This window comes from Psychrobacter sp. DAB_AL62B (assembly GCF_028895345.1).
Lineage (GTDB): Bacteria > Pseudomonadota > Gammaproteobacteria > Pseudomonadales > Moraxellaceae > Psychrobacter.
Genome location: NZ_SAXC01000003.1, coordinates 401268 through 424676 on the forward strand (window position 1 = coordinate 401268; position 23409 = coordinate 424676).

The window sequence follows — 23409 nt, forward strand, 5'->3', positions numbered from 1 at the left end:
TTATGGATTATTGATAGGGTAATAAAAAAGGCTGACTTTTGAATAAAAAGTCAGCCTTTTGCAAGTTACTGTTCAATACGCTGCAAAAACGCCTGCGTACGTGGATGCGTCGATAACTCAAACATCTGCTCAGCGCTACCCTCTTCTACTACTTGACCATCTTCAATTAACACCACATGGTCAGCGACATCTCGCGCAAATTTAATCTCATGAGTCACGACCACCATCGTCCAACCTTCCGATGCCAGTTGCTTCATGGTCTCTAACACATCTTGTACCAGTTCTGGATCAAGCGCTGACGTCGGCTCATCGAATAACAATAATGACGGCTCAATAGCCAGTGCACGAGCAATACCAATACGCTGCTGTTGACCACCAGACAATTGAAATGGGTATAAGTCCGCCTTATCTGAAAGACCTACTTTATCGAGTAACGCCAATGCTTGCGTACGTGCTGCTGCCTTGCTAGTACCTTGGACAACGACAGGCCCAAGCATTAAGTTCTCGAGTGCAGTCTTGTGCGGAAACAAATTATAAGACTGAAATACCATCCCTGACTTACGCTGCAAGGCTAGTAAAGTTTTTTTATTAGGTTTGGCCGCAAAGTCTACCGTCAAGCTCCCATCATCAAAAGCAATGATGCCTTGATCGGGAATTTCAAGCGCATTAATACAACGTAAGAACGTCGTTTTACCCGAACCTGATGGTCCTAATATCACCACCACCTGACCTTTATGAATGGTCAAATCAATGCCTTTGAGCACCTGATTGCTGCCAAAGGCTTTATGAATATTGGTGACTTGAATCATAAGACGTCCACTTGCAAATTAAAAAACACACGGGCTAAAAGGATGAGGAATGTAGCATGGATTGATAGCAATATCATTTGGCAACATAGCGATCAAGTCGCGTTTCAAGCCTACCTTGGATAAAAGTCAAAAACAGACAAATACCCCAATAGATAACGGCCGCTTCTATATAGACCAACATAAACTCATAGTTCCGCGCGGTAATAATCTGCGCCTGTTTAAACAGCTCAGTCACCAACACAAGCGATGCTAACGAGGTATCTTTTACCAAACTAATAAAGGTGTTAGATAGCGGCGGTACGGACACACGCAATGCCTGCGGCAAAATAACATGGCGAAAGGTCTGCAAATACGTTAAACCAACGGTAGCACCGGCTTCCCACTGTCCTTTTGCAATAGACAAGATAGAAGCGCGCACCGTCTCCGACGCATAAGCACCAATATTTAGCGAAAAAGCAATAATCGCTGAGGGAAAAGGGTCAAGCTTGACCCCAACGCTCGGTAACCCATAAAAGATAATAAACAGCTGTACCAGCATCGGCGTACCGCGAATGGCAGACACATAGATACGAGCAAGCCGGTAAACAATCTCATGAATCCAACCAGCACGTGGCACGATACGAATCAGCGCCACAGTCAGCGCAATAGCCATACCGATTGCAAACGAGATCAATGCTAGCGGTATCGAATAATAGATACCGCCTTTGAGCATCGGCCAAAAGGACGAGATAACAATCTGCGCCCGCTCAGGACTCATAAATGGCAATAATGCCAATAAATTTGCTAACACTGACGTTATAGAAGCCAGCATTATTTTTGTTGACTTATATCAGCACCAAAGAACTCTTGGCTCAGTTTAGTGAGCGTTCCATCAGCTGCCAATGCTGCCATAGCTTCGTCTAATTTTGCTAACACAGCATCATCACCTTTTATCAACACTATTCCCGAACCTGTTTGCTCACTGACAGGGGCCGTCAGTTTAATCTCAAGCGCCGCATCTGGGAATTTCTTTAGATAATCCAATATCGCAAGATTGTCATTCATCGTAAAGTCAGCGCGGTCTTGTTTAACCAGCTGGATAGCTTGCGCCATACCATCAACAGGGACGATTTCAGCTTGATAACGCTCGGCAAGCTCACCATAGTTACTGGTCAATGACTGAGCGCTACGTAGACCTTTTAAAGCTTCCCATGAGCTATAACGGTTATCATCCTTTGGCGCCAAAACGACTGCGCCTGACCAGCTATAAGCCGTGGCTTTATCATATTTTGCTAAACGCTCAGGCGTGGTCAAGCTAACTTGATTCGCAACCATATCAAAACGTTTTGAATCGAGACCAGCTAGCATCGCATCCCACTGAGTTTCTTTAAAATCTACTTTAACGCCCAGTTTGTCAGCAACGGCACGGGTCACTTCAACATCATAGCCGGTCAATTTACCGCTTTCGTCATGATAAGTGAACGGCGGATACGTACCTTCAGTACCGACATTAATAGTGCCACCATTATTGATACGCTGTAGCAAATCAGAACCACTGCTTGCAGCGGTGTCGGTTGCCTTGGTTTCAGTATCATTGGTATTAGACTGTCCACAAGCGGCAAGTAATATGGTGCTTGCGGCAAGGGCTAAAAGCGTGCGACGTTTCATACGACGTCCTTATAAGAGTGAGTAAATGAAAGTGGCTGAATCAAATAAAGCAAAATATGTTGTGCTAATTATGTTGTACTAATAAAACTGTACTGAAAAAATAAAACAATACTGAGAAATACGCAGATATCATAATAAATATCTGCTTTAAACTATTTGGCTTTGACTGCTCAATTTGAGGATACGCAGTATATTTTTCAATACTGGTTGTATTTTATTCTTAAATTTTAGAGGCATTGTATGGCATTTCATGAAAAATACTTATTTTAAAGCTGCCGATTAAACACCTGCTCATTCATATACTAACGCAGTTGAGTAAGAATAAACGTACAAAAACAGTGAGCATGCGTAAGAATATTATAGCTCGCCTGAAAACTGATACCGATCCCCTGCATGCCACATCTTAACAAAGGTCAATACCTTCCCTGCCGAATAAGTCTGACGACGCAGCACTAACGTTGGTGACTGCACCTCAATCTGTAGGGCATTAGCAACCTCATCCGGTGCTGCTAATGCGCGAATGGTATAGCTACCGCGCTCAAGCGGAATCTTGGCAATCAAATAATCACTGGTATTAACAACACTAAAATCCTGTTCGATAAACTTCGGAAGCTTTATGGCATCTACCCAACGTTCTTCAAACTGAATCGGTTGACCATCGGCAAAGTGAATAATCTTTACTTCGTAGAGCACAGTCGCATCCTCGTCATCTAGCTGACTTTCAACTGCTTGCTCAATATCAAACTTCCGGCGCAGAAGCTCATCCAGCATGCCAGCCGTGATACAACGCTTACTCACCACCTGTGCTTGATAATCGCGATTGGCCGACTTTAAATCTTGCGCGATGTTACGGACTTCAACGAAAGTATGATTGAATTGCTGCTGTGCAACAAAGGTTCCAGATCCTTGGCGGCGCTCTAATACACGCTCCTCGCTTAGCTCTTTTAAGGCACGGTTCACTGTCATTCGTGAAACTCCGAACTCCTCAGCTAGTGCCATTTCTGTAGAGATAGCCTCGCCTGCTTGCCACTTACCACGATGAATATTATCTAAAATTGCATTTTTGATGCGTTGATACACAGGAGTTTTCTTTGTCATGTCCATCTTTACCTTTGTTATTTTCACTGTCAACTATTTGCGTTAACCGTCAACTTCAACAGGCCAATTTAACCGTCAGCTTCAGTTAGAGTAATGCCGCCATAATATCATGGCATCATCAGAATCATGAATCTGTTGCCAATCCTTTGCACATAATTAAGCAATTAATTAAGCAATTAATTAAAAAAGTACTTGCAACAGGAAATAATCCCTGATAATTTGTATATACAACTTATGGAGCAATACTGACACGTTAGTGGCTTTATTAACACCATTAACTGCGCCTTATTAATAATGAGGCTATGTTAAATACTTTATATTAATTGCCTTTTCTGGCACGAATAAGACAATCACAAGGAAGGAATGACAATGGCTATCAGTAATGGAACGACCAATGACAATGGATTTACTCGCCGTGATGAGACCCGTAATATTGCAGCGCCTACTGGTAGTACTTTACATTGTAAAAGCTGGCTGACCGAAGCCCCTTATCGCATGCTACAAAACAACCTACATCCTGATGTCGCTGAAAACCCAAAAAGCTTGGTGGTCTACGGTGGTATCGGACGAGCAGCACGTAACTGGGAAAGTTACGATCAAATCCTAGAGTCGCTAAAAGAGTTGGAAGACGATGAAACTTTATTAGTGCAATCTGGCAAACCGGTTGGTGTCTTTCAAACTCATGAAAATGCGCCGCGCGTATTAATTGCCAACTCTAACCTGGTGCCGCGCTGGGCGACGTGGGAGCATTTCAACGAGCTTGATCGTAAAGATCTATTTATGTATGGGCAGATGACAGCAGGTAGCTGGATTTATATCGGTACCCAAGGCATCGTCCAAGGTACTTATGAGACATTTGTTGAAGCCGGTCGTCAGCATTATGACGGCAGTTGGGCTGGACGTTGGATATTGACCGCTGGGCTTGGTGGTATGGGCGGCGCGCAGCCATTGGCCGCAACCTTTGCCGGAGCGACTTCTCTAAATATCGAATGCCAACAGTCTAGTATCGATTTTCGCTTGCGTACCGGTTATGTCGATAAGCAGGCTGATAATTTAGACCACGCTTACGAGCTTATCAAGCAGCATACGGACGCTGGTGAAGCAGTGTCTATTGCCCTACTTGGCAATGCTGCAGATATCTTGCCTGAGATGGTCAAACGCGCTAATGCAGGTGGCATGAAGCCTGATTTGGTCACTGACCAAACTTCAGCGCATGATTTAATTAATGGCTATCTACCAAGTGGCTGGACCGTTGAAGAATGGAAAGCGGCCCAAGAAAATCCAGACCAACATGCAGCGCTAACCAAAGCCGCTGCTCAGTCTTGTGCCATACACGTACAGGCGATGCTAGATCTACAAGAGATGGACATCCCTACGACCGATTATGGTAATAATATTCGTCAGGTGGCTTTTGATGAAGGGGTTAAAGACGCCTTTAATTTCCCAGGTTTTGTTCCTGCTTATATTCGTCCGCTATTTTGCCAAGGTAAAGGTCCATTTCGCTGGGTCGCATTATCAGGTGATCCAGAAGATATCTATAAAACCGATCAAAAGATTAAAGAGCTATTCCCAGAAAACCAACATATCCATCGCTGGCTTGATATGGCAAAAGAGCGTATTCAGTTTCAAGGATTACCTGCGCGTATTTGCTGGCTAGGTTTGGGTGAACGTGATAAAGCGGGTCTTGCCTTTAATGAGATGGTCAAAAACGGCGAGCTAAAAGGTCCTATCGTTATCGGTCGTGACCATTTAGATACCGGTTCTGTTGCCAGCCCAAACCGCGAAACTGAAAGTATGAAAGATGGCTCAGATGCGGTATCAGATTGGGCGCTATTGAACGGTATGCTCAACGTTGCAGGCGGCGCTACTTGGGTATCATTACATCATGGCGGCGGTGTTGGTATGGGTTACTCGCAACATTCTGGCATGGTCATCGTGGCAGACGGTACTGATGCGGCAGCCAAACGCTTAGCACGCGTACTGGTCAATGATTGTGGTTCAGGTGTTATGCGCCATGCCGATGCAGGCTATGAGTTGGCAATTAAAACTGCTAAAGAGTATGGTCTGAATTTACCGATGATTAAGTAGCTATTGCTGATTAAACAGCTATTGCTATGGTTTTTCATAACACTGATTTATTAGCTAGCGCGGTACTGAAAGCACCGCGCTACAAAGTATTAAAATTAACAGCAGTTTACCAATTGGCATATTCTTTAATTGGTTAGTTGCTTAAGCATATAGTTACTCACCCATCGTACGCAAGCGCTGTAGACGGTCAGTAGCATTTATTATCATTATTATTTATTAACAGTCGCTACTTAATGACCGCCATTCCTAGACACAGTGGCTTATAAATTATCAAGGAGGATAAGATGGCTGAGCAAGACCGCAACGTTGTACCCGATATGACGCCACCTGAGGAACTACTGTCCAAACCTATTGCCCTATTACAGTTAATCGTATTTAGTGCCATTGGTTTGGTGATGTTTTTTGTGCCATTTACCATTGGTGACAAAAGCACCATTTTATTTGATCATGGCGCAACCTATTTGGTAAATCAGCAGCATACCCTAGCGGTTACATTGTTATTCTTCCTGATGATCTATGGCGTGGGCAAACCTTTTTATGATGGTTCGTGGCGTAAAGATATTACCAATACCATACTTACTGTATTTAAGGTTATTGGTCTGGTACTCGCGGTTATGTACATTAGCGGTGCTGCGCCTGACTTTATGATGGAAAAAGACATGCTGCCGTTTTTATTCGAAAAACTGGCACTTCCGGTTGGTATGATTGTACCTCTTGGCGCTTTAATCTTAGCGTTTTTAGTCGGATTCGGCTTGTTAGAAATGGTTGGCGTACTTATGCAACCTATCATGAAACCCATCTGGAAAACCCCAGGCGCGTCAGCTATTGATGCCGTTGCTTCTTTTGTGGGTAGTTATTCTATTGGTCTGTTAATCACCAACCGCGTTTATCTACAGAAACAATACTCTGCTCGTGAAGCCATCATTATCGCGACCGGATTTTCAACCGTGTCAGCAGCATTTATGGTGATTGTCGCCAAAACATTAGGGCTGATGGAATTTTGGAATGTGTTCTTTTGGTCGACGCTAGTGATTACCTTTATCGTCACCGCTATTACTGCTCGTATTCCACCGATTAGTCGTGCTGATAACGAAGTCGATCGTCCAGAATTAACTTATAAAAAAGGCACTCGTCTGGCCGCAGCAGTGGATTTAGGGCTTGCTACTTCACGTCAAGCTACCGATTTAAAGCATATCTTATGGTCTAACTTTAGAGACGGTATTACTATGGCAGCCGCTATCGTACCCTCTATTATTGCTGTTGGTTTAACAGGATTATTATTAGCCAAATACACCCCCGTATTTGATATGCTTGGTCTACTACTCTATCCATTCACTTGGCTAGGCGGACTGCCAGACCCATTAGTCGCTGCAAAAGGAATGTCAGCAGGACTTGCTGAGATGTTCTTGCCAGCATTATTATTGAGCGATGCTGAGATTTTGACACGCTATGTCGCCGGTGTGATTTCAATTAGTAGCGTACTGTTCTTTTCAGCGATGATTCCTTGTGTACTCGCGACCGAAATCCCTATTTCAGTGGGGAAAATGGTCATTATTTGGTTCCAACGCGTGGTGCTTAGTATTTTACTTGCCGCAGCTTTTGGACATTTAGCCATGTACTTTGGTTGGATTGCTTAACTACTTTTAATCAAATTTTTTAATCGTATAAATAAAATTAACTATATAAGCAATATAAATAAGGACATTGCTATGACCGATATTAAGCACCTAACATTGAACCCACGCCAGTTAAGCTTTGAGATGCTGCGTGGTATTTATGATCAGCCCGTCTCATTAACCTTACCTGATAGCGCGTATAAGGCAATCGATGCCTCACATGAAGATGTACGTACGATTATTGCTCGCGATAAAAGCGCTTATGGTATAAATACCGGTTTTGGTCTATTAGCAAAGACGCGAATCAGCGATGACCAGCTTGAATTGCTACAGCGCAATCTTATCGTATCGCATTCTGTTGGTACTGGTGAACCCTTACCAGCCGGCGTGGTTCGACTGATTATGGTTATGAAGGTTGCCAGCCTAGCACAAGGTGTCTCTGGCGTGCGCCGCGTCGTGGTCGATGGTTTATTGGCATTGATTAATAATCAAATTACCCCGCTTATTCCAGTTAAAGGCTCCGTCGGTGCATCTGGCGATTTAGCGCCTCTATCGCATATGACGCTAGCGTTAATGGGCGAAGGGGATGTCTATGTCGATGGTAAATGTATGCCAGCTGCTGACGCTTTAGAACAGCTTGGTCTTGAGCCAATCATCCTCGCCGCTAAAGAAGGGCTAGCATTAATTAACGGCACGCAGGTCTCAACTGCCCTTGCACTACGAGGCTATTTCTTAGCGCGTGACTTATTAGAGTCAGCCACTATCGTCGGCTCACTGTCTATCGATGCGGCAAAAGGCTCGGATGCGCCATTCGATGCTCGTATCCATGAAGTTCGCGGGCATCATGGACAAATTGAAATCGCCAAAGCCCATCGCCAACTGATTAAAGGTAGTGACATTCGCGCCTCTCATAATGGCGAACAAGATGACAGAGTCCAAGACCCTTACTGCTTACGTTGCCAGCCGCAGGTTATGGGTGCTTGCCTTGATATTATTAATCAAGCAGGAAAGACGCTATTGATTGAATCAAATGCCGTCACGGATAACCCACTTATCTTTAACAATGAAGATGGGCCTGTCGCTATCTCTGGCGGTAACTTTCACGCTGAGCCAGTAGCTTTTGCTGCCGATATTTTAGCTCTAGCCATTGCTGAGATTGGTTCTATGTCTGAGCGCCGTATCGCTTTGCTGATCGATGCTACTTTGTCCGGTGGCTTACCGCCATTCTTGGTTGACAATGCTGGCTTGAACTCCGGCTTTATGATTGCTCATGTCACTGCAGCGGCACTAGCATCAGAGAACAAGTCCATTGCACATCCAGGTAGTGTTGACAGCATTCCAACTTCTGCCAATCAAGAAGACCATGTATCAATGGCAACTTATTGTGCGCGCCGCTTATATGAAATGGCGCAAAATACGGCGACCATTATCGGGATTGAGCTGTTGGCAGCTGGTCAAGGTATTGATTTTCATCGTGGGCTTGAAACATCAGAGCCATTAATAGCCGCTCATAAGCTTTTACGCGCGCAAGTTACTTTTTATGATAAAGATCGCTACTTGGCTCCTGATATCGAGGCGGCAAAGCAATTAATACTAAGTCGCACTTTAACTAAACATTGGCAGGAAATACGCAGTGACTGGTACCTTTCTAAATAAAGGTTTTTTAAAATAAAAATTCTTTCTAAATAAGTAAATAGCTTGAAATTCATTTTAAAGGAGATCAGCGATGACCATCACAACCGTTAATCACACTGCTGCTGATATGAGTCAATGGACTGGTCGCGCTGAGCAATTTGAGAGCGAGCGCGCTTGCTATTGGTATCAGCTAGCGCAGCCTTATGAGCAGCAGCATGTTGGGCTAGTCGGCTTTGACTGCGATCAAGGCGTTAGACGCAATCAAGGACGCGTTGGCGCCAGAGCAGCACCGCCACTGATTCGCAGTACTTTTGCTAAACTGCCGGTTATCGCTGAGCTCCAAAAACGTTTCGATGGTAAATTGGCGACCTTGCTAGGGGATGCCGGTGATATTCACTGTCAAGATAACGATGATTTTGCCGAGCAACTGCTTGAACAAGCACAGCAGCAGTATGCCGATGTTATTAGTAACGTTATTCAAAAAAGTAGTTTGGCTATTGGCCTTGGCGGTGGTCATGCGATGGCTTATGGTAGTTTTTTAGGGTTATGGCAAGCGCTTCAGCAGGCTGATAATAGTGATATTGGTGAAAAAAATACAGCCGATATACTGACTATCCCCACTATTGGTATCATTAACTTTGACGCGCATCTTGATATTCGTCAATCTGATGTTGCGACGTCTGGTACACCCTTTCGCCAAATTGCTGAGTATCTAACCGAGTATCAGCAGCCTTTTCACTATTGCTGTATTGGGGTCAGTCGTTTCTCTAATACCGCAGCGCTTTTTGATCGTGCTGACGAACTAGGTGTCCACGTTATTAGTGACGAGGACTGTTACTATCAATCGTGGGCAACGCTTGCTGCTCAGATTGATCATTTTATTAATCAGGTTGATGTACTTTATTTAACGATTGATATGGACTGCTTTCCCTCTAGTGTGGTACCTGGTGTCAGCGCACCTGCTGCCTACGGTATCGAACTGAGCTTCGTTGAGCGTGCTGTCAAAACTATTATGGCATCCGGCAAAGTAAAAATAGCGGATATTGCTGAGATTAATCCGACCTATGATAGCGATCAACGCAGCTGTAAAGTGGCTGCTCGACTTTTAGCCATAATTATAGAGCAGCACTTATTAATTATATAAGCACGGATTTACCCTATCACGGATATATAAATAGCTACTAACTAGCAGGAGTATATTATGACTAATTCTACAGATTCTATTTCGCAAACCAACTTGCAAAGACCTATCGATGCCGCAACGATGGCATCGTTTGACAACATTGTTATCAATACCAATTTGGCTACATTTTCAGCCCATTATGGCTTTGATAGCAAAAATAAAGATAATGTTCATTATGGGCAGCTAGCAGATGCAGCTATCGGTATCAAAGATGGCAAGATTGCTTGGATTGGCTCGAACGAACAGATGACGCCATACCTTTCTCATTACCAAATAGCTCAAATTAAAGATGCTATGGGTAGCTGGATAACCCCAGGCTTAATCGACTGTCATACGCATTTAGTCTATGCCGGTAATCGCAGCAATGAGTTTGAAGCACGGCTGCATGGTGCCAGTTATCAAGATATTGCAGCGCAAGGTGGTGGTATTGTTGCGACCGTTAGTGCGACTCGCGCAGCCAGTCAGGAAGAAATCTTTGCGCAAAGTGAAAAACGTCTGTTAGCACTGCTCAAAGAAGGTGTAACCAGTATCGAAATCAAGTCCGGCTATGGTTTGGATTTCGATACTGAACGCAAAATGCTTACTGTCGCGCGTCAATTGGGTGACAAATACGACGTCCATGTCAGCACTACCTACTTAGCCGCCCATGCTTTGCCACCCGAATATAAAGACCGTGCAGACGACTATATTGAGCAAGTCTGCGAGTGGCTGCCAATTTTACATGCAGAAGGCTTGGTAGATGCAGTCGATGGGTTTTGTGAAAATATTGCTTTTAGTTCGGAGCAAATTAGACGCGTCTTTGAAGTGGCCAGCTCATTAGATTTGCCCGTCAAGCTCCATTCTGAGCAGCTGTCTGATATAGGCGGCAGTGCTTTAGTTGCTGAATATCAAGGGTTATCAAGCGATCACTTAGAGCATTTATCAGAAACAGATATTGAAAAAATGGCAGTCAGCAATACCGTTGCGGTACTATTGCCCGGCGCATTTTATACGTTGCGTGATACCAAGTTACCTCCAATAGCTGCGTTACGTAAACATCAAGTTGCTATTGCTATTTCGACCGACTGTAATCCAGGCACTTCACCACTAACTTCGCTATTACTGGCGATGAATATGGGCTGTACGCTGTTTTATTTAACGCCAGAAGAAGTACTAGCCGGTGCGACTGTTAACGCAGCAAAAGCATTAGGATTATCACATAAAGGTAAAATAGAAATCGGTTGTGATGCTGATTTAGCACTGTGGGATATCACTCGCCCTGCGGATCTGTGCTATCAAATTGGACTTAATCCTATTACTGGTATTATGCGTCAAGGTCAGTGGCGCAAGACTTTATAGCCTTAACATTATTTCTAAAAAAGCTAAATGATTAAAAGCAGCTAGAAAGTGTTAAATAAAAAAAGCCCCAGCCATGACAGTCATGGTTGGGGCTTTTACATTTATAAGTGCAAGTTTGATTTAGGATTTATGCTACATATTTTTTACGTACAATTTTTGTCATCTCGACCATGTTACGCAGTTGTTGGCGCACTTCTTCCCAGTTACGCGTTTTTAGACCACAGTCTGGGTTAATCCATAAGCGCTCAATTGGAATATATTTTTGCGCTTCATCAATCACAATCTGAATAGCGTCGCTATCAGGGGCGCGCGGGCTATGAATGTCATAGACGCCTGGGCCAATGGCATTTTGATAGCCACCTTTATAGCTACCTTTATAGCCAGCTTGATTGCCTCCGTTAGAATCATCAGCGCCATTAACATTGTCGTCAACTTTAAAGGCGTCTAATAGCTGCAAGCCAGAACGTGCCGTTTCAATCGTGATGACGTCAGCGTCCATGGCAGAGATATGATGCAAACAATCATGGAAGCTTGAATAACACATGTGCGTATGAATCTGAGTTTCAGGCTGGGCAGAACTGGCAGAATGCTTAAAGCTATCAACTGCTTGCTTCCAGTAACTTGCGTGCTCAGCTTCTTTTAATGGCAAGCCTTCACGGAAGGCTGGTTCATCAATCTGAATAATACCAATGCCTGCATCTTGTAAATCACTGACTTCTTGATTAATCGCTTCGGCAATTTGTAAGCGCAAGATATCACGGGTAGCGCTATCGCTTGGCGCAAACGACCAATTTAAAATGGTCACTGGCCCTGTCAACATACCTTTCATCGGCTTATTTGTTAGACTTTGCGCATAGCTAATCCAGTCGACGGTCATGGCTTTTGGACGGCTGATATCACCAACCACGATTGGTGGACGGACACAGCGTGTACCGTAGCTTTGTACCCAGCCGTTTTTTGCCAACCAAAAGCCATCTAAGTACTGAGCAAAGTATTCAACCATGTCGGTACGTTCGGCTTCACCGTGGACTAATACATCAAGACCCAACTCTTCTTGGTCAGTCACACACTGCCGAATCTCAGCTTTCATGGCATCCTGATAATCGCTATCGCTCAGCTCACCATTATTCCATTGGCGGCGTGCTTTACGAATTTCAGCCGTTTGCGGGAATGAACCGATAGTCGTGGTCGGTAATAATGGTAAATTAAGCTTGGCTTCTTGCTTAGCATAACGGTCGCTAAACACACCATCACGGACTTGGGCATCTGACTGAGCTGGGGTAAGACGAATATTCGTGGCAGTGACATCAGCTTGTCGTTCACCTGTGGCTAGTTTGGCACAAATAACCACTTCGCTTAATTTTTGCTTGGCAAAGGCCAACTTACCCTTCAAATTTTCAGGAACCTCTTCTGAGGTCAAATCAACGGGTAAATGTAGTAATGACGAACCGCTACCAACCCATAGACGTTGATTGTCTTTGCCATCAGCAGACTTAGGCTGATTATGATAAGTCTGGCTGTGAGGAGAGTTGAGGCGCTCATTGGCATCAAGTAAGATTTCTTGCGCCTTTGCTTGATCTGTCGCCCAAACACTACGGCCATCAACCACCCCAATAGATAGTAGCTTATGGCTCGGGAGATGATCAATCACTTGCGCCACATATTGCTTAGGCTGACTCGAGCGCGTGATGTCGATATGAATACCACTAACTGGTAAGTTACAGGCGATATTGCAGTTATTACCCAATGAATCAAAATAGTTAGCAACGATAATTTGTGGTGGCGTTTGTTGTAGACCATTATAAGCACGCTCAAACGCTTGTTGCCAGCAACTATCTAAGTCCAATGATAAAATAGGCTCATCCATCTGTACCCAATCAACGCCCCGCTCGCCCAACTGATTTAATAAATCAGCATAAACTGGCAGTAATCTATCAAGATAATCTAGTTTATCTTCTACTTTTGAAGTGGCTAAATATAAAAAACTTACTGGACCGACTAAGACGACTTTTAGCTTTTTATCCGTTTTACCTTTTTGCACATTTTTTTCAATAATGGCTTGAGCGTCGCTTACTTGTTTAAATACTTGGGTAAAATCAGTATTGCTGAAGTCTTCACCCGCTTCTAATTCAGGCACCAAGTAATGATAGTTGGTATCAAACCACTTGGTCATTTGCCAAGCAGCATTGTCTTCATACTGACCGGTATGGTCGCGACCACGGGCAAAATAAAACTGACGATCAAAGGTATCTAATGTTTCGGCACCAGCAAAACGTGGTGGCTGCACACCGAAGGAAACTGCTTGGCTGAGCACTAAATCATAATGAGCAAAGTCGCCAGTGGTGATGATATCAAGACCCGCATCAATTTGATCTTGGATATTGGTGGTAAATACTTCTAGCAAAGCGGCTTGAGTTACTTCCTTATCTTTTTTACCTTTCCAGTAATGCTCTAAGGCAAATTTGGTTTGGCGCTTATCACCAATACGTAGGTAGCCTAGGATATGGCTAGGTACTCTAGATCGTGGGATTGTGGTAGTCATGTGTTACTCCATTAATCGTATTCATTATTTTATAATTAAGATAAATAATTTTGATGAAGTAATCATAGCTGATTATATTAATGAATAAAAATCAATTTATTTAACTTAAGATGAATTTTACTAATATTGTAATAGTTTTAACAAGCAGCGTTTTTATCTTGCACGGACTATATTGATTAAGCAGTTTTTTATGTGGCATAAAAAACGCGCCTACTATGTAAGTAGGCGCGTTGTATATCAATCATGTCAGTTATTATTTTAATCTGGTGCTATCGTAAATAGCCATAATGAAAAATTTAGTTCAGGATACCATAGGCAACCAGCGCATCAGCAACACGCTTAAAGCCAACGATATTTGCGCCTGTCATATAATCGATGTAGCCTTTGTCAGTCTGATGGTATTTTTCTGAGGCTTCAGCAGCACAGTCATGAATATTTTTCATAATGCATTTGAGACGCTCATCAACTTCCTCAAAGGTTTTGTACTGGCGTACTGAGTTTTGTGACATCTCAAGTCCAGATACCGCCACTCCACCAGCATTTGCCGCTTTGCCCGGTGCATAATGCACACGATGCAAACGAATATGATCAATCGCTTCAGCAGTCAATGGCATATTGGCGCCTTCGACGACATATTTGATGCCATTTTCAACCATAAGCTTAGCGTCCTCTTCATCCACTTCGTTTTGCGTGGCTGATGGGATAGCGATGTCACCTTTGATATGCCAAGGTTTTTGCTTAGCAAGCCACTCACCACCATAGACATCAACGTAATCGGCCAAAGGTTTACTTTTTGCTTTTTGTGCTTTTAACCAGTTGATTTTTTCTTGATTCAGACCTGCTTCATCATACAAGGTACCTTGTGAGTCTGACACCGTGACTACAACGCCGCCCAGCATATGAGCTTTTTCAGCAGCATGGAGTGAGACGTTACCAGCGCCTGAAACCAGTACTCTTTTACCGTCTATGTGTTCGTTTTGAGCCGCTAGCATATTTTCTAAAAAATAAACCGCGCCATAACCAGTGGCTTCTGTACGCATCAAACTACCACCAAAACCCACCCCTTTACCGGTCAATACACCACCGTATTCACGTGTAAGGTTTTTATACATGGCAAACATATAGCTGATTTCGCGTCCACCAACACCGATATCACCAGCGGGTACGTCAATATCCTTATTTATATAAGGATGCAGCTCACGCATAAAAGCGTAGCAAAAACGGCGGATTTCATTGTCTGTTTTGCCCTTTGGATCAAAATCAGAACCGCCTTTAGCACCGCCCATCGGCAAACCGGTCAACGCATTTTTAAATATCTGCTCAAAGCCTAAAAACTTCAAAACAGACTGATTTACCGTTGGGTGAAATCTAATACCACCTTTATAAGGACCTAGCGCATTACTAAACTGAACGCGCCAGCCGCGATTCACCTGCACTTCACCTTGATCGTTTTCCCAGTTGATACGAAAAGCCACAACGCGGTCAGGCTCAACAAGGCGCTCAAAAATTTGGAACGTATCATATTCGGGATGAGTGTCGTATAGCGGAGCAATCGTGATTGCAACTTCTTTTACCGCCTGAATAAATTCAGGTTGGTGAGCGTAACGTGCTTCAATTTTTTTGATTGCCTGACTGATACTCATATAGATTCCTTAGGGTAAAGATTGTAATCGTGCTGATTTACATCGACATTTTATCGCATAATCACAAACGATAGGATGGCAAACGTTGATGTGGGATTGAGGTCGCCCCTATACGCTGTTTGTGTTTGGTATAGAAACTGATGGGATTAGAAGCCAACTGATTGTGTCTCTAAATCTTAAACCCAGAAGCACAAACAATTTTTATCTCATATCTATATATCATTTTTTTGGTGTATAAGTCTAGTAAATATCGCCATCATCAAAAGTTATGGGCAAGTTTTTTCTAATGATAATCTATACATGACCCTGTAATGAAAGCTCGACAGTCAAAAATCCATATCTACTTTTTAACTGTTTTTGCACTACCTTACGATGAAAAACTCACTTTCACCTTATTTTTATTTATTTTAATAACTTATTTTTATGAAAAAATAATCGAAACAAAATATAAAGTAATAATAAAGAAAATCAGAATAAACTTTTATTTACTATTAGAAATAATTTAATGATGGAAGGTTATAAAATAGAGATAAAAGGTTAAAAAAATCAATATTTAGCCTTTCATTCATATCCTGCCATATCATTATTAATTGTAAGGGTTTATAATATCGCCCATTAATTAGTCAAAAACTATTTTAAATATTATTAACCGTTATTTTTTAAAATACTATCAACCGTTATTCTATTAATTTAATAACCCGTCATAGAGAAATCGATATGCGTACTGATTCATTTCAGCAAATCTTGGAAGACCTAAATAGCTCATCAGCCGATGTTGAAGCATCTGCTCTCATTTCTAACGATGGTCTTATGATTGCATCTGCGTTACCAGCAGGCGTTGATGAAGACCGCGTTGGCGCTATGTCAGCAGCTTTATTATCACTAGGTGATCGTGCAGGTCGCGAATTGGCTCGTGGTAGCATTGACCGTATCATGATTCAAGGTGAAAAGGGCTACGTGATCATGACTTCATCGGGTGATGAAGCAGTACTAACCATTATGGCAAAACCGAATGCCAAACTTGGCTTAATATTCTTAGATATTAAACGTGCCTCTGAAGCGCTTTCGAAACTTATCTAATAATTGGTTTTAAAGTGCTAACGCTACGGTTCTATACCGCGCCTACAATACAAATGCCTTCTGTGTATAATACTTTAAATGAAAACGGACGCACTGTCTTATAAAAATTATTTAAGGTATTGCACACTGTTTAGATTGAATGAGTGATTATTGAATAAGTGATTAAAGCTTCTAAATATCTATGAATTCTAATCCTAGCGAATCACATATCCATACTTATTAAAAAATAAGCGCGTTAAAAAACAAACGTAAATCAAATAAGTTTTTTAATGACTATCCATACAACAATAAATAAAGGAGATTACGATGGGTTCTCCACTACCTGACGCAATGAAGCCTGACCTGCCAGCCGAGCAGATCACTCTGACTTATCATGACGGTGCATCGCGTACTGTTTATGATACTGGTATCGAACGCCCTTATCCTGATGGCAAGCTGATTGTTTCGCGTACCGATTTAGACGGTATTTTGACTCACGTTAATGATGCCTTTGTTGAGATTAGTGGCTACGAGGTCGACGAATTAATCGGTAAGCAGCATTATATTTTACGTCATCCTGATATGCCAAAAGCTGCCTATAAAGATTTATGGTCAACCGCAGAAGCTGGACAAAAATGGCATGGCTACGTTAAAAACTTATGTAAAGATGGCAGCCATTATTGGGTTTACGCGACTGTCGTGCCCAACGTTCGTCGCGGCGAAACCGTTGGCTATACTTCTGTACGCCGTAAGCCATCGCGCAGCAAAATTGATGCGGCTATCGCTCAGTATGCCCAAATGAAACAAAACGAGGAAGGTTAAATCATGACGACACATAATATGTTAATCGCCCCTGATTTTTCGCCTGAGCGTTTTGCAGGCTGGCATATGTTTAATATCTTAATTCAAAAACGTGCCAATCTAAACATGCACCTAAATATGCCTGCCTCACATGCTGAGCAAGAAGCGCTTATCGACGCAGGCGACATGCAAGTTATTTATGCCAATCCTTTTGATGCAGCAACGCTCATCCGTGAGCAAGGCTACCGTGCAGTTGCACGCCCTATCGGTAAATCTGATGAGATGGTCATTGCAGCTTCAGCAAATAACGACATCAATACTCTAGAGGACTTGGCTAATGGTGCGACCATTGCTATGGCAAATAACCGTGATGTTAAGCTGATTGGTTTACGCCTACTAGAAGCGGTCGATTTAGAAGAAACAGACCTAAATTGGTCAGTGACTGAAACCTATCAAGCAGCAGCGCGCCAAGTCATCAAAGGCGATGCTCAAGCAGCATTCTTTTTAGCTGAAATTTTCCACAGCTTTTCACGCTTAACCAAAGCTCAGTTAACTGTATTAATCGAAAGTGATTTGGCGGATATTAGCCATGTATTGCTGATTAAAGAGGGTTTTCCTGATACAGACATTTTGATGAATGCCATTCTGAATTTGCATAACGATGATGATGGCAAAGAAGCGTTGGCTGAACTTGGTATGCCTCAAGGTTTTGAAGCTATGGACGAAGAAGATGCTGAGTTTATGATCGACTTGATGGAAACTTTAATTGACTAGCAGGTTCACTGGCATCTGACTTAGGTCATAGCCTATTGCGCTACCATATTGGCTATGACTGACAGGACACTATTATGTCTGATTTAGACCTTATCAAAGAAAGTGAAATGGCCGCGCGTGGCGTATATCGTCTCTACTCGCGTAAGATATTTTTGGCACCAAACAATCGCCATTTTCACGAACAACGTATCAACGCAGCACTGTTATTAAACGAAAAAGAGCCGCTGCAAGGTGCCATCGCGGATTTCTTTTATGGTTGCTGGTATGACATCCCTTACGATGTCACCAACATGTTTACGCGCTTGCAAGGTCGTCTACTGCCCCATATCGAACAAGGCTTTCGCGACTGTATCGATAAAAAAAGCTATATTCAGAAAAATAGTATGCTGGCGACCCGCTGGAGCGTACTGGTATCGCCTTCACTGAACGAACAAACACAGCGTTTACGCATCAGTAGTGATGATGCCAAAGAAATCGCCAAAGAAATCACTGCCGAGCTTATGCTAGCACGCGACAATCAAGACTGGGATACGATAGAACAAATCGAAAGTGAGTTCTTCGCCCATTGTATTGCTCGTAACGACCGTCTGGCATTTTCCTTGGTTTGGTTTCGCTTAGGCAAAAGTGACTGGCAATTTGATGATCGCTGGAATAACTGTCAACAAAAACTTGATCAAACTACTAAAGCTTAGATTTGCTCTTTTATTAAAACGACTCATAAAACTTCATTTGAATGGTAGCTGTTATGTCCTCTTATTTAAACGCTGATAAAACGTATCTGACCTTGACTCCAGCCGGTATTTTTGAGGCATTTTCACAGAGTGAGCCGACTGCTGAGCAGCTATCATTACAAGATTTATTATCCTATAGCGAAACTTTGCTAGCCGCTGACTGGCTTGAACGTTATTCTGATGAGTGGTTAGATAGCTTTTTAGAACACGGCTGGATCGAGAAGCTGTCGCTATTCTTGCCAGCTCCCAACTTGCCATTAGATCAATTTTTACCTTATGTAGTATCAAGCTTGTCCGGTAAGCGCCGTGCAGCAATCGGCTCCGATGAAGGGTTTTGCCTAGCGCGGATAGGCTATAGCCAAGAAGAAGCAGACATGCTTAGTGTGGCTGCTGCTGACTTTTCGGGCTTTATGCTACGCCAAAAACAACGTGGCTGGGCCGTAGAAAGTCAAGCTATCTCATTCTTTCAACAAGTTGATTTACTGATTCCTGAGACCAGCTTTGTGTTCTTATGGATTGATGGTTCAGGCTACGTGCTTATCATTGATGGCGAACCTTTGACCAATAATCGCGCCTTTGTTGAGCTGGTCTGGGCATTAAAAACTTCTGGGCTTAGATTTCTGAGTTAGAACTCATAACTTAATACTCCCGAATGAAGTCAACTGCATTAAAAAAGCCCGAAAATCTAAGCTATTAAGTGCGCATTATTATAAATAATATAATAGGCGCATTTTTTATGGGATTAAAAAACATATTAATGAAATTGAAGCCTTTATTAATAACGTACAAGCAAAAAAAAGACCCCATTTTAAGGAGTCTTTTAATATTTTTTATATAGTCGATTCAATTTAAAAAGAATACAGTGCTACTGGAATAAATTTTTCGAAGCCTTTGGAGTGCGAAGCACACAGCAAGCGAGGAAAATTTAGCCCAGTATAACGCTATTTTTAACGCACCTCTTTTATATTGAATTGGCTATCACTGAAGCCTACATGTTCCGAACCAAAGGCGGTTGTACACGTGAATACATGATGAGTGATATGCCGTTAGAGATTAGCTCGACTGCCAATAGCACACCAAGGATATAGGTTGCTGACTGCGGATAGCCGCTAAATATCATGATAGCTAAAGCAATCGAGATAAGTCCTGAGATTAATAAGGGTATAAAAGCCACTGTCTTGCGTAGCCCAAAAGCGACAACGACTCTAACAATACCTGTTACCATAAACAAAATAGCAATCACCATCGTCAAAGTTAATACGCCTTGCAACGGGTTTTGTAGTAGCTCAACACCTATCAATATACCCAATACACCACCGATGGCAGCAAGTACTTTGCCAGTCGTACTATGCGCACGAAATAGTGCGATGAACTGTAAAATACCGACGAGAAGGAAGGTAAACCCTGCTAACTGTTCAGCGGCGAAAGTGGCGCTAAGAGGATTAAAAAACGCAAATATACCGCCAAGAATACTGATAATACCAACCACCAGCCACAATGTACGACTCATAAAACGACCTTACTTTATGTTTAATAAAAAGCAGATTATATCGTAGCGTATTTTCTATCTTGTATGACACTAGTAGTATATTCAAGTAGTCCTGTTAATATAATAGCTTAGGCGTTGTATTGTATTGATAAGCCTGCTAACTATTTATTTAGCTTCAAGCTCGCTCTGCTATGATGTCTAATTATTCACTTGTTTATTTGAGTTTGAGATTACCTATCATTTTTATTGTTCTTATTACTTATATTGATTATCTATAAACCGCATTACTCTACTCTTTATTAATACTATTCCACTGCTGCTGAGTAATTTTATACAAGACATGCTCAGCAAGTGGATGATCTGGATTAAGCGCAGGATGGTAAAAATTGTCCTGCGTATCAGTCATGCCGATACGCTCCATAATAAGTTGTGAGCGCTGATTAATCACAGCTGTAAATGCAACCACCTCGACAAGTGCCAGCTCAGCAAAGGCGAAATCCAAAGACGCACGAGCGGCTTCAGTAGCATAGCCTCGCCCCCAAAACTCTTTGCGCAGTCGCCAAGCAATCTCGACACAAGGTGCAAAAGACATATCAGCATGTGTCTGATTCAAGCCGACAAAACCGATAAAGGCATCACTCTTTTCTGAACAGTCTTTTAAACTTAGCGCCCAAAATCCCCAACCATTATCTTTAATCAGCTGCTGGCATTTAGTCGCAATGATATCACTCACGGTAGCTGATAATAATTTGGGGAAATACTTCATCACTTCTGGATCGGCGTTCATCTCAGCAAATATTGCAAAATCGCTTGGCTGCCACTGTCTAAGATAAAGACGCTCTGTTTCTATATAGCCTGTCATTTAGTACTCGATAACGCTCATTAAAGTGTTCATTACTATTATTTATCAAGCCAGCCCTGTTGTTGAGCATAAGCAAGTTGTTCAGGCGTATCGATATCATAATTGAGCTGATGATTGATAACTACCTGTATTTGCTTAGGTGACAATCCTCGAATGAGATGACGCAGTCCCTTATCACCAACTAATTCTGACTGCCATTGTTTAAGTAGCTCATAATTAATCACCAAAGGCACGCCGATGATATTTTTTTTAGGCGAATCATTGAGTGCCGTGTTATCTATTGGCATTTTATCTAGTGGCAACTTATCAAAGTGCTGCCAGTCATTATCGCCACTATAGCTGCTTGCCACCACAGCTTGCTTACCTGCTAGTAATGCGGTTAAATGCTGCTGATCTAAGAGTACTTGGTCAATCCCCATAATTAATACTTGGTTTAAAAGACGATTATCAAGGTCAGTTAATGCATCGATACCTAAATGCAAGCTCTGCGCCATACCTGTTTCAGGCGTAGGATTGATGACCGTATGAATCACTGTATTCTGAGCAGCCAATGGTTCAATCGCATTAGCAATGCACAGATTTTCTCTAGGAATGACAACGATGATAGTTTGTGGCTGAGTGCTCAATGCCAATTTAAGCATATGACTGATTAAAGGTTCGCTATTTTTGCAAAGTAGTTGCTTAGCTTTACCAAGGCGACTACTGAGTCCACTTGCTAGAATAATAATGGCGTGGCGTGGCTGCTTTACATCGTTTCGCTGTTGCATGTTAGCTTCAATTACCAACGATTTATTCATACGCAGCTCAGCGTTGCAGTATTGCTCATGGTTGCTGTATCTGAAAGTTCATCAGCTGAAAACTCTGCTGGCGATGTTTTATGATGCATGACTGCATTTATTTCTGCCATGATCCCAAGTGCCAATGCTTCAGGTCCGTCTCCGCCTAACTTATAACCAATCGGATAATGTAGTTTATTAATGCCATCCTTTAAGGCAGTAGGATTTTTTTTGACGGCATTAATTTCATTAATGAGACGCTCGGTACGATAACGTGGACCTAATTGACCAAGGTATTTATAATGAGTCGAATGCGCTAATAACACCGTGAGTCGAGCACGGTCTTGGGTAAGGCTATGTGACATCAAAGCGACCGCTGCATTATCACTCAGTTTAAGCAGTTGTTCGTAGTCATCTAATGACAGTGGCATGACGATATCAGCTTGAGGAAAGCGCAGACGAGAGGCATATTGCGCGCGGCTATCGATGATAGTGACATGCCAGTCTTGCAGCTTTGCCATCGTCACAAGCGGCATCACATCGTTACCTGCACCGCAAATAAGCAAACGTACTTGTGGTTGTAAACGTTGTAGCAACCACTCTGTCGTTAAACCACCATTTTTCAAGATAACGTATTCAGTGTTTTTATCAGAAACCTCATACGTTGATAGCGCTTCAACCGTCTCTCTAAGCACATCAGTAACCGTACTTGAAGCCTCCATCAAAGCTTGATTAGAAATACTATTGCCATCAATAATAGTTAATTTTTCGCTATCAATATAAGCTTCAATATCAACTCGCATACCGATTGCTAACGATCCAAGATTATTGCTGTCTGCGCGGATTAAAGTCGCTATCATTGCTGGTTGGTGGGTACGACGAACGTGGCGAATAATATCTAACATGGGCAACGCTGTCGATAAGCGCTCAAACAACACATGTACACGTCCGTTACAGCCCAAACCAAAATTTAGCTCATTGTCTAAATAACTATTACCACTAAGTTCATGGTCTTCATCCGACTGTTCATCACCCGTCTGGTAAACCTGCACATTGGCACCGTTGCGAGTCAACCAAAAGGCACGTTTAATAATATGCGGCTCAAGACAGCCACCGCTAATCATGCCAACGGAGCGTCCGTCTGCGCAGATGAGCATCATAGCGCCCGCACGCCGATAAGCGGAGCCTTCAGTACACACTACCGTTGCCAGCACCGCATCAATATTTTGTTGCTGCGCCTCGCCTGCCAGCTTAAGAATGTCAGCAACCTGATTCATAACCCCTCTTATATGCTATATATTTTTTATAGCCATTATTA

The 23409-nt window shown here is 42.6% G+C and carries 20 protein-coding genes; 10 read left to right on the forward strand and 10 right to left on the reverse strand.

All coding sequences use genetic code 11. The features are described from left to right. Positions 1-65: 65 nt before the first annotated feature. The 4 genes from EPB74_RS06830 to EPB74_RS06845 form a co-directional block, all read right to left on the reverse strand. Positions 66-809, reverse strand: a complete 744-nt coding sequence (locus EPB74_RS06830; protein WP_089554160.1) for an amino acid ABC transporter ATP-binding protein — start codon at positions 807-809, stop codon at positions 66-68. Between the two features lie 73 nt (positions 810-882). Beyond that, positions 883-1620: an amino acid ABC transporter permease gene (locus EPB74_RS06835; protein WP_274903502.1), complete on the reverse strand. Its 738-nt coding sequence runs from the start codon at positions 1618-1620 to the stop codon at positions 883-885. Beyond that, positions 1620-2456 carry an amino acid ABC transporter substrate-binding protein gene (locus EPB74_RS06840; protein ID WP_274903503.1) on the reverse strand — a complete coding sequence of 279 codons (837 nt, stop codon included), beginning with the start codon at positions 2454-2456 and terminating at the stop codon, positions 1620-1622. The genes EPB74_RS06835 and EPB74_RS06840 overlap by 1 nt, the downstream gene beginning before the upstream one ends. 357 nt (positions 2457-2813) lie before the next feature. Then, complete coding sequence (locus EPB74_RS06845; protein ID WP_274903504.1) at positions 2814-3560, reverse strand: UTRA domain-containing protein; 747 nt, start codon at positions 3558-3560, stop codon at positions 2814-2816. Positions 3561-3923: 363 nt separating this feature from the next. Here EPB74_RS06845 and hutU point away from each other — a divergent pair, with 363 nt between their 5' ends. From hutU to hutI, 5 genes are all read left to right on the forward strand, one after another. Next, positions 3924-5642 carry a urocanate hydratase gene (hutU, locus tag EPB74_RS06850; RefSeq protein WP_274903505.1) on the forward strand — a complete coding sequence of 573 codons (1719 nt, stop codon included), beginning with the start codon at positions 3924-3926 and terminating at the stop codon, positions 5640-5642. Between the two features lie 284 nt (positions 5643-5926). Then, on the forward strand, positions 5927-7279 hold the full coding sequence (locus EPB74_RS06855) for a YjiH family protein (RefSeq protein ID WP_274903506.1): 1353 nt from the start codon (positions 5927-5929) through the stop codon (positions 7277-7279). A gap of 72 nt (positions 7280-7351) precedes the next feature. Beyond that, complete coding sequence (hutH, locus tag EPB74_RS06860; protein ID WP_274903508.1) at positions 7352-8914, forward strand: histidine ammonia-lyase; 1563 nt, start codon at positions 7352-7354, stop codon at positions 8912-8914. Positions 8915-8984: 70 nt separating this feature from the next. Continuing rightward, positions 8985-10037: a formimidoylglutamase gene (hutG, locus tag EPB74_RS06865; RefSeq protein ID WP_274903509.1), complete on the forward strand. Its 1053-nt coding sequence runs from the start codon at positions 8985-8987 to the stop codon at positions 10035-10037. Between the two features lie 120 nt (positions 10038-10157). After that, entirely contained in the window at positions 10158-11414 is a 1257-nt protein-coding gene (gene hutI / locus EPB74_RS06870) for an imidazolonepropionase (RefSeq protein WP_274903573.1), read from the forward strand. 127 nt (positions 11415-11541) lie between these two features. On the opposite strand, the gene metE is transcribed toward hutI, so the two are convergent. Together metE and gdhA are read right to left on the reverse strand one after the other, a co-directional pair. Next, complete coding sequence (gene metE / locus EPB74_RS06875) at positions 11542-13956, reverse strand: 5-methyltetrahydropteroyltriglutamate--homocysteine S-methyltransferase (RefSeq protein WP_274903510.1); 2415 nt, start codon at positions 13954-13956, stop codon at positions 11542-11544. Between the two features lie 296 nt (positions 13957-14252). After that, positions 14253-15599 (reverse strand): NADP-specific glutamate dehydrogenase, encoded by a 1347-nt coding sequence (gdhA, locus tag EPB74_RS06880; RefSeq protein WP_274903511.1) that lies wholly within the window; start codon positions 15597-15599, stop codon positions 14253-14255. 717 nt (positions 15600-16316) lie between these two features. Here gdhA and EPB74_RS06885 point away from each other — a divergent pair. From EPB74_RS06885 to EPB74_RS06905, 5 genes are all read left to right on the forward strand, one after another. Beyond that, complete coding sequence (locus EPB74_RS06885) at positions 16317-16679, forward strand: roadblock/LC7 domain-containing protein (protein WP_079692420.1); 363 nt, start codon at positions 16317-16319, stop codon at positions 16677-16679. A 306-nt stretch (positions 16680-16985) separates the two neighbouring features. Beyond that, the gene (locus EPB74_RS06890) at positions 16986-17480 is read left to right on the forward strand and encodes a PAS domain-containing protein (protein ID WP_274903512.1); all 495 of its coding nucleotides are present in this window, start codon (positions 16986-16988) and stop codon (positions 17478-17480) included. 3 nt (positions 17481-17483) lie between these two features. Beyond that, complete coding sequence (locus tag EPB74_RS06895) at positions 17484-18233, forward strand: PhnD/SsuA/transferrin family substrate-binding protein (RefSeq protein ID WP_274903513.1); 750 nt, start codon at positions 17484-17486, stop codon at positions 18231-18233. A gap of 74 nt (positions 18234-18307) precedes the next feature. Continuing rightward, positions 18308-18925 (forward strand): hypothetical protein, encoded by a 618-nt coding sequence (locus tag EPB74_RS06900; protein WP_274903514.1) that lies wholly within the window; start codon positions 18308-18310, stop codon positions 18923-18925. A gap of 53 nt (positions 18926-18978) precedes the next feature. Continuing rightward, positions 18979-19593: a hypothetical protein gene (locus EPB74_RS06905; protein WP_089554172.1), complete on the forward strand. Its 615-nt coding sequence runs from the start codon at positions 18979-18981 to the stop codon at positions 19591-19593. A 359-nt stretch (positions 19594-19952) separates the two neighbouring features. Here the strand turns inward: EPB74_RS06905 and EPB74_RS06910 are convergent, their stop codons facing one another. The 4 genes from EPB74_RS06910 to EPB74_RS06925 form a co-directional block, all read right to left on the reverse strand. Continuing rightward, positions 19953-20474 carry an HdeD family acid-resistance protein gene (locus EPB74_RS06910; protein ID WP_274903515.1) on the reverse strand — a complete coding sequence of 174 codons (522 nt, stop codon included), beginning with the start codon at positions 20472-20474 and terminating at the stop codon, positions 19953-19955. Positions 20475-20742: 268 nt separating this feature from the next. After that, the gene (locus EPB74_RS06915; protein WP_274903516.1) at positions 20743-21315 is read right to left on the reverse strand and encodes a GNAT family N-acetyltransferase; all 573 of its coding nucleotides are present in this window, start codon (positions 21313-21315) and stop codon (positions 20743-20745) included. Positions 21316-21353: 38 nt separating this feature from the next. After that, positions 21354-22112 (reverse strand): nucleotidyltransferase family protein, encoded by a 759-nt coding sequence (locus tag EPB74_RS06920; RefSeq protein ID WP_274903517.1) that lies wholly within the window; start codon positions 22110-22112, stop codon positions 21354-21356. Then, the gene (locus EPB74_RS06925) at positions 22109-23368 is read right to left on the reverse strand and encodes an XdhC family protein (protein WP_274903518.1); all 1260 of its coding nucleotides are present in this window, start codon (positions 23366-23368) and stop codon (positions 22109-22111) included. Before EPB74_RS06925 ends, EPB74_RS06920 begins: the two co-directional genes overlap by 4 nt. Positions 23369-23409 lie beyond the last annotated feature (41 nt).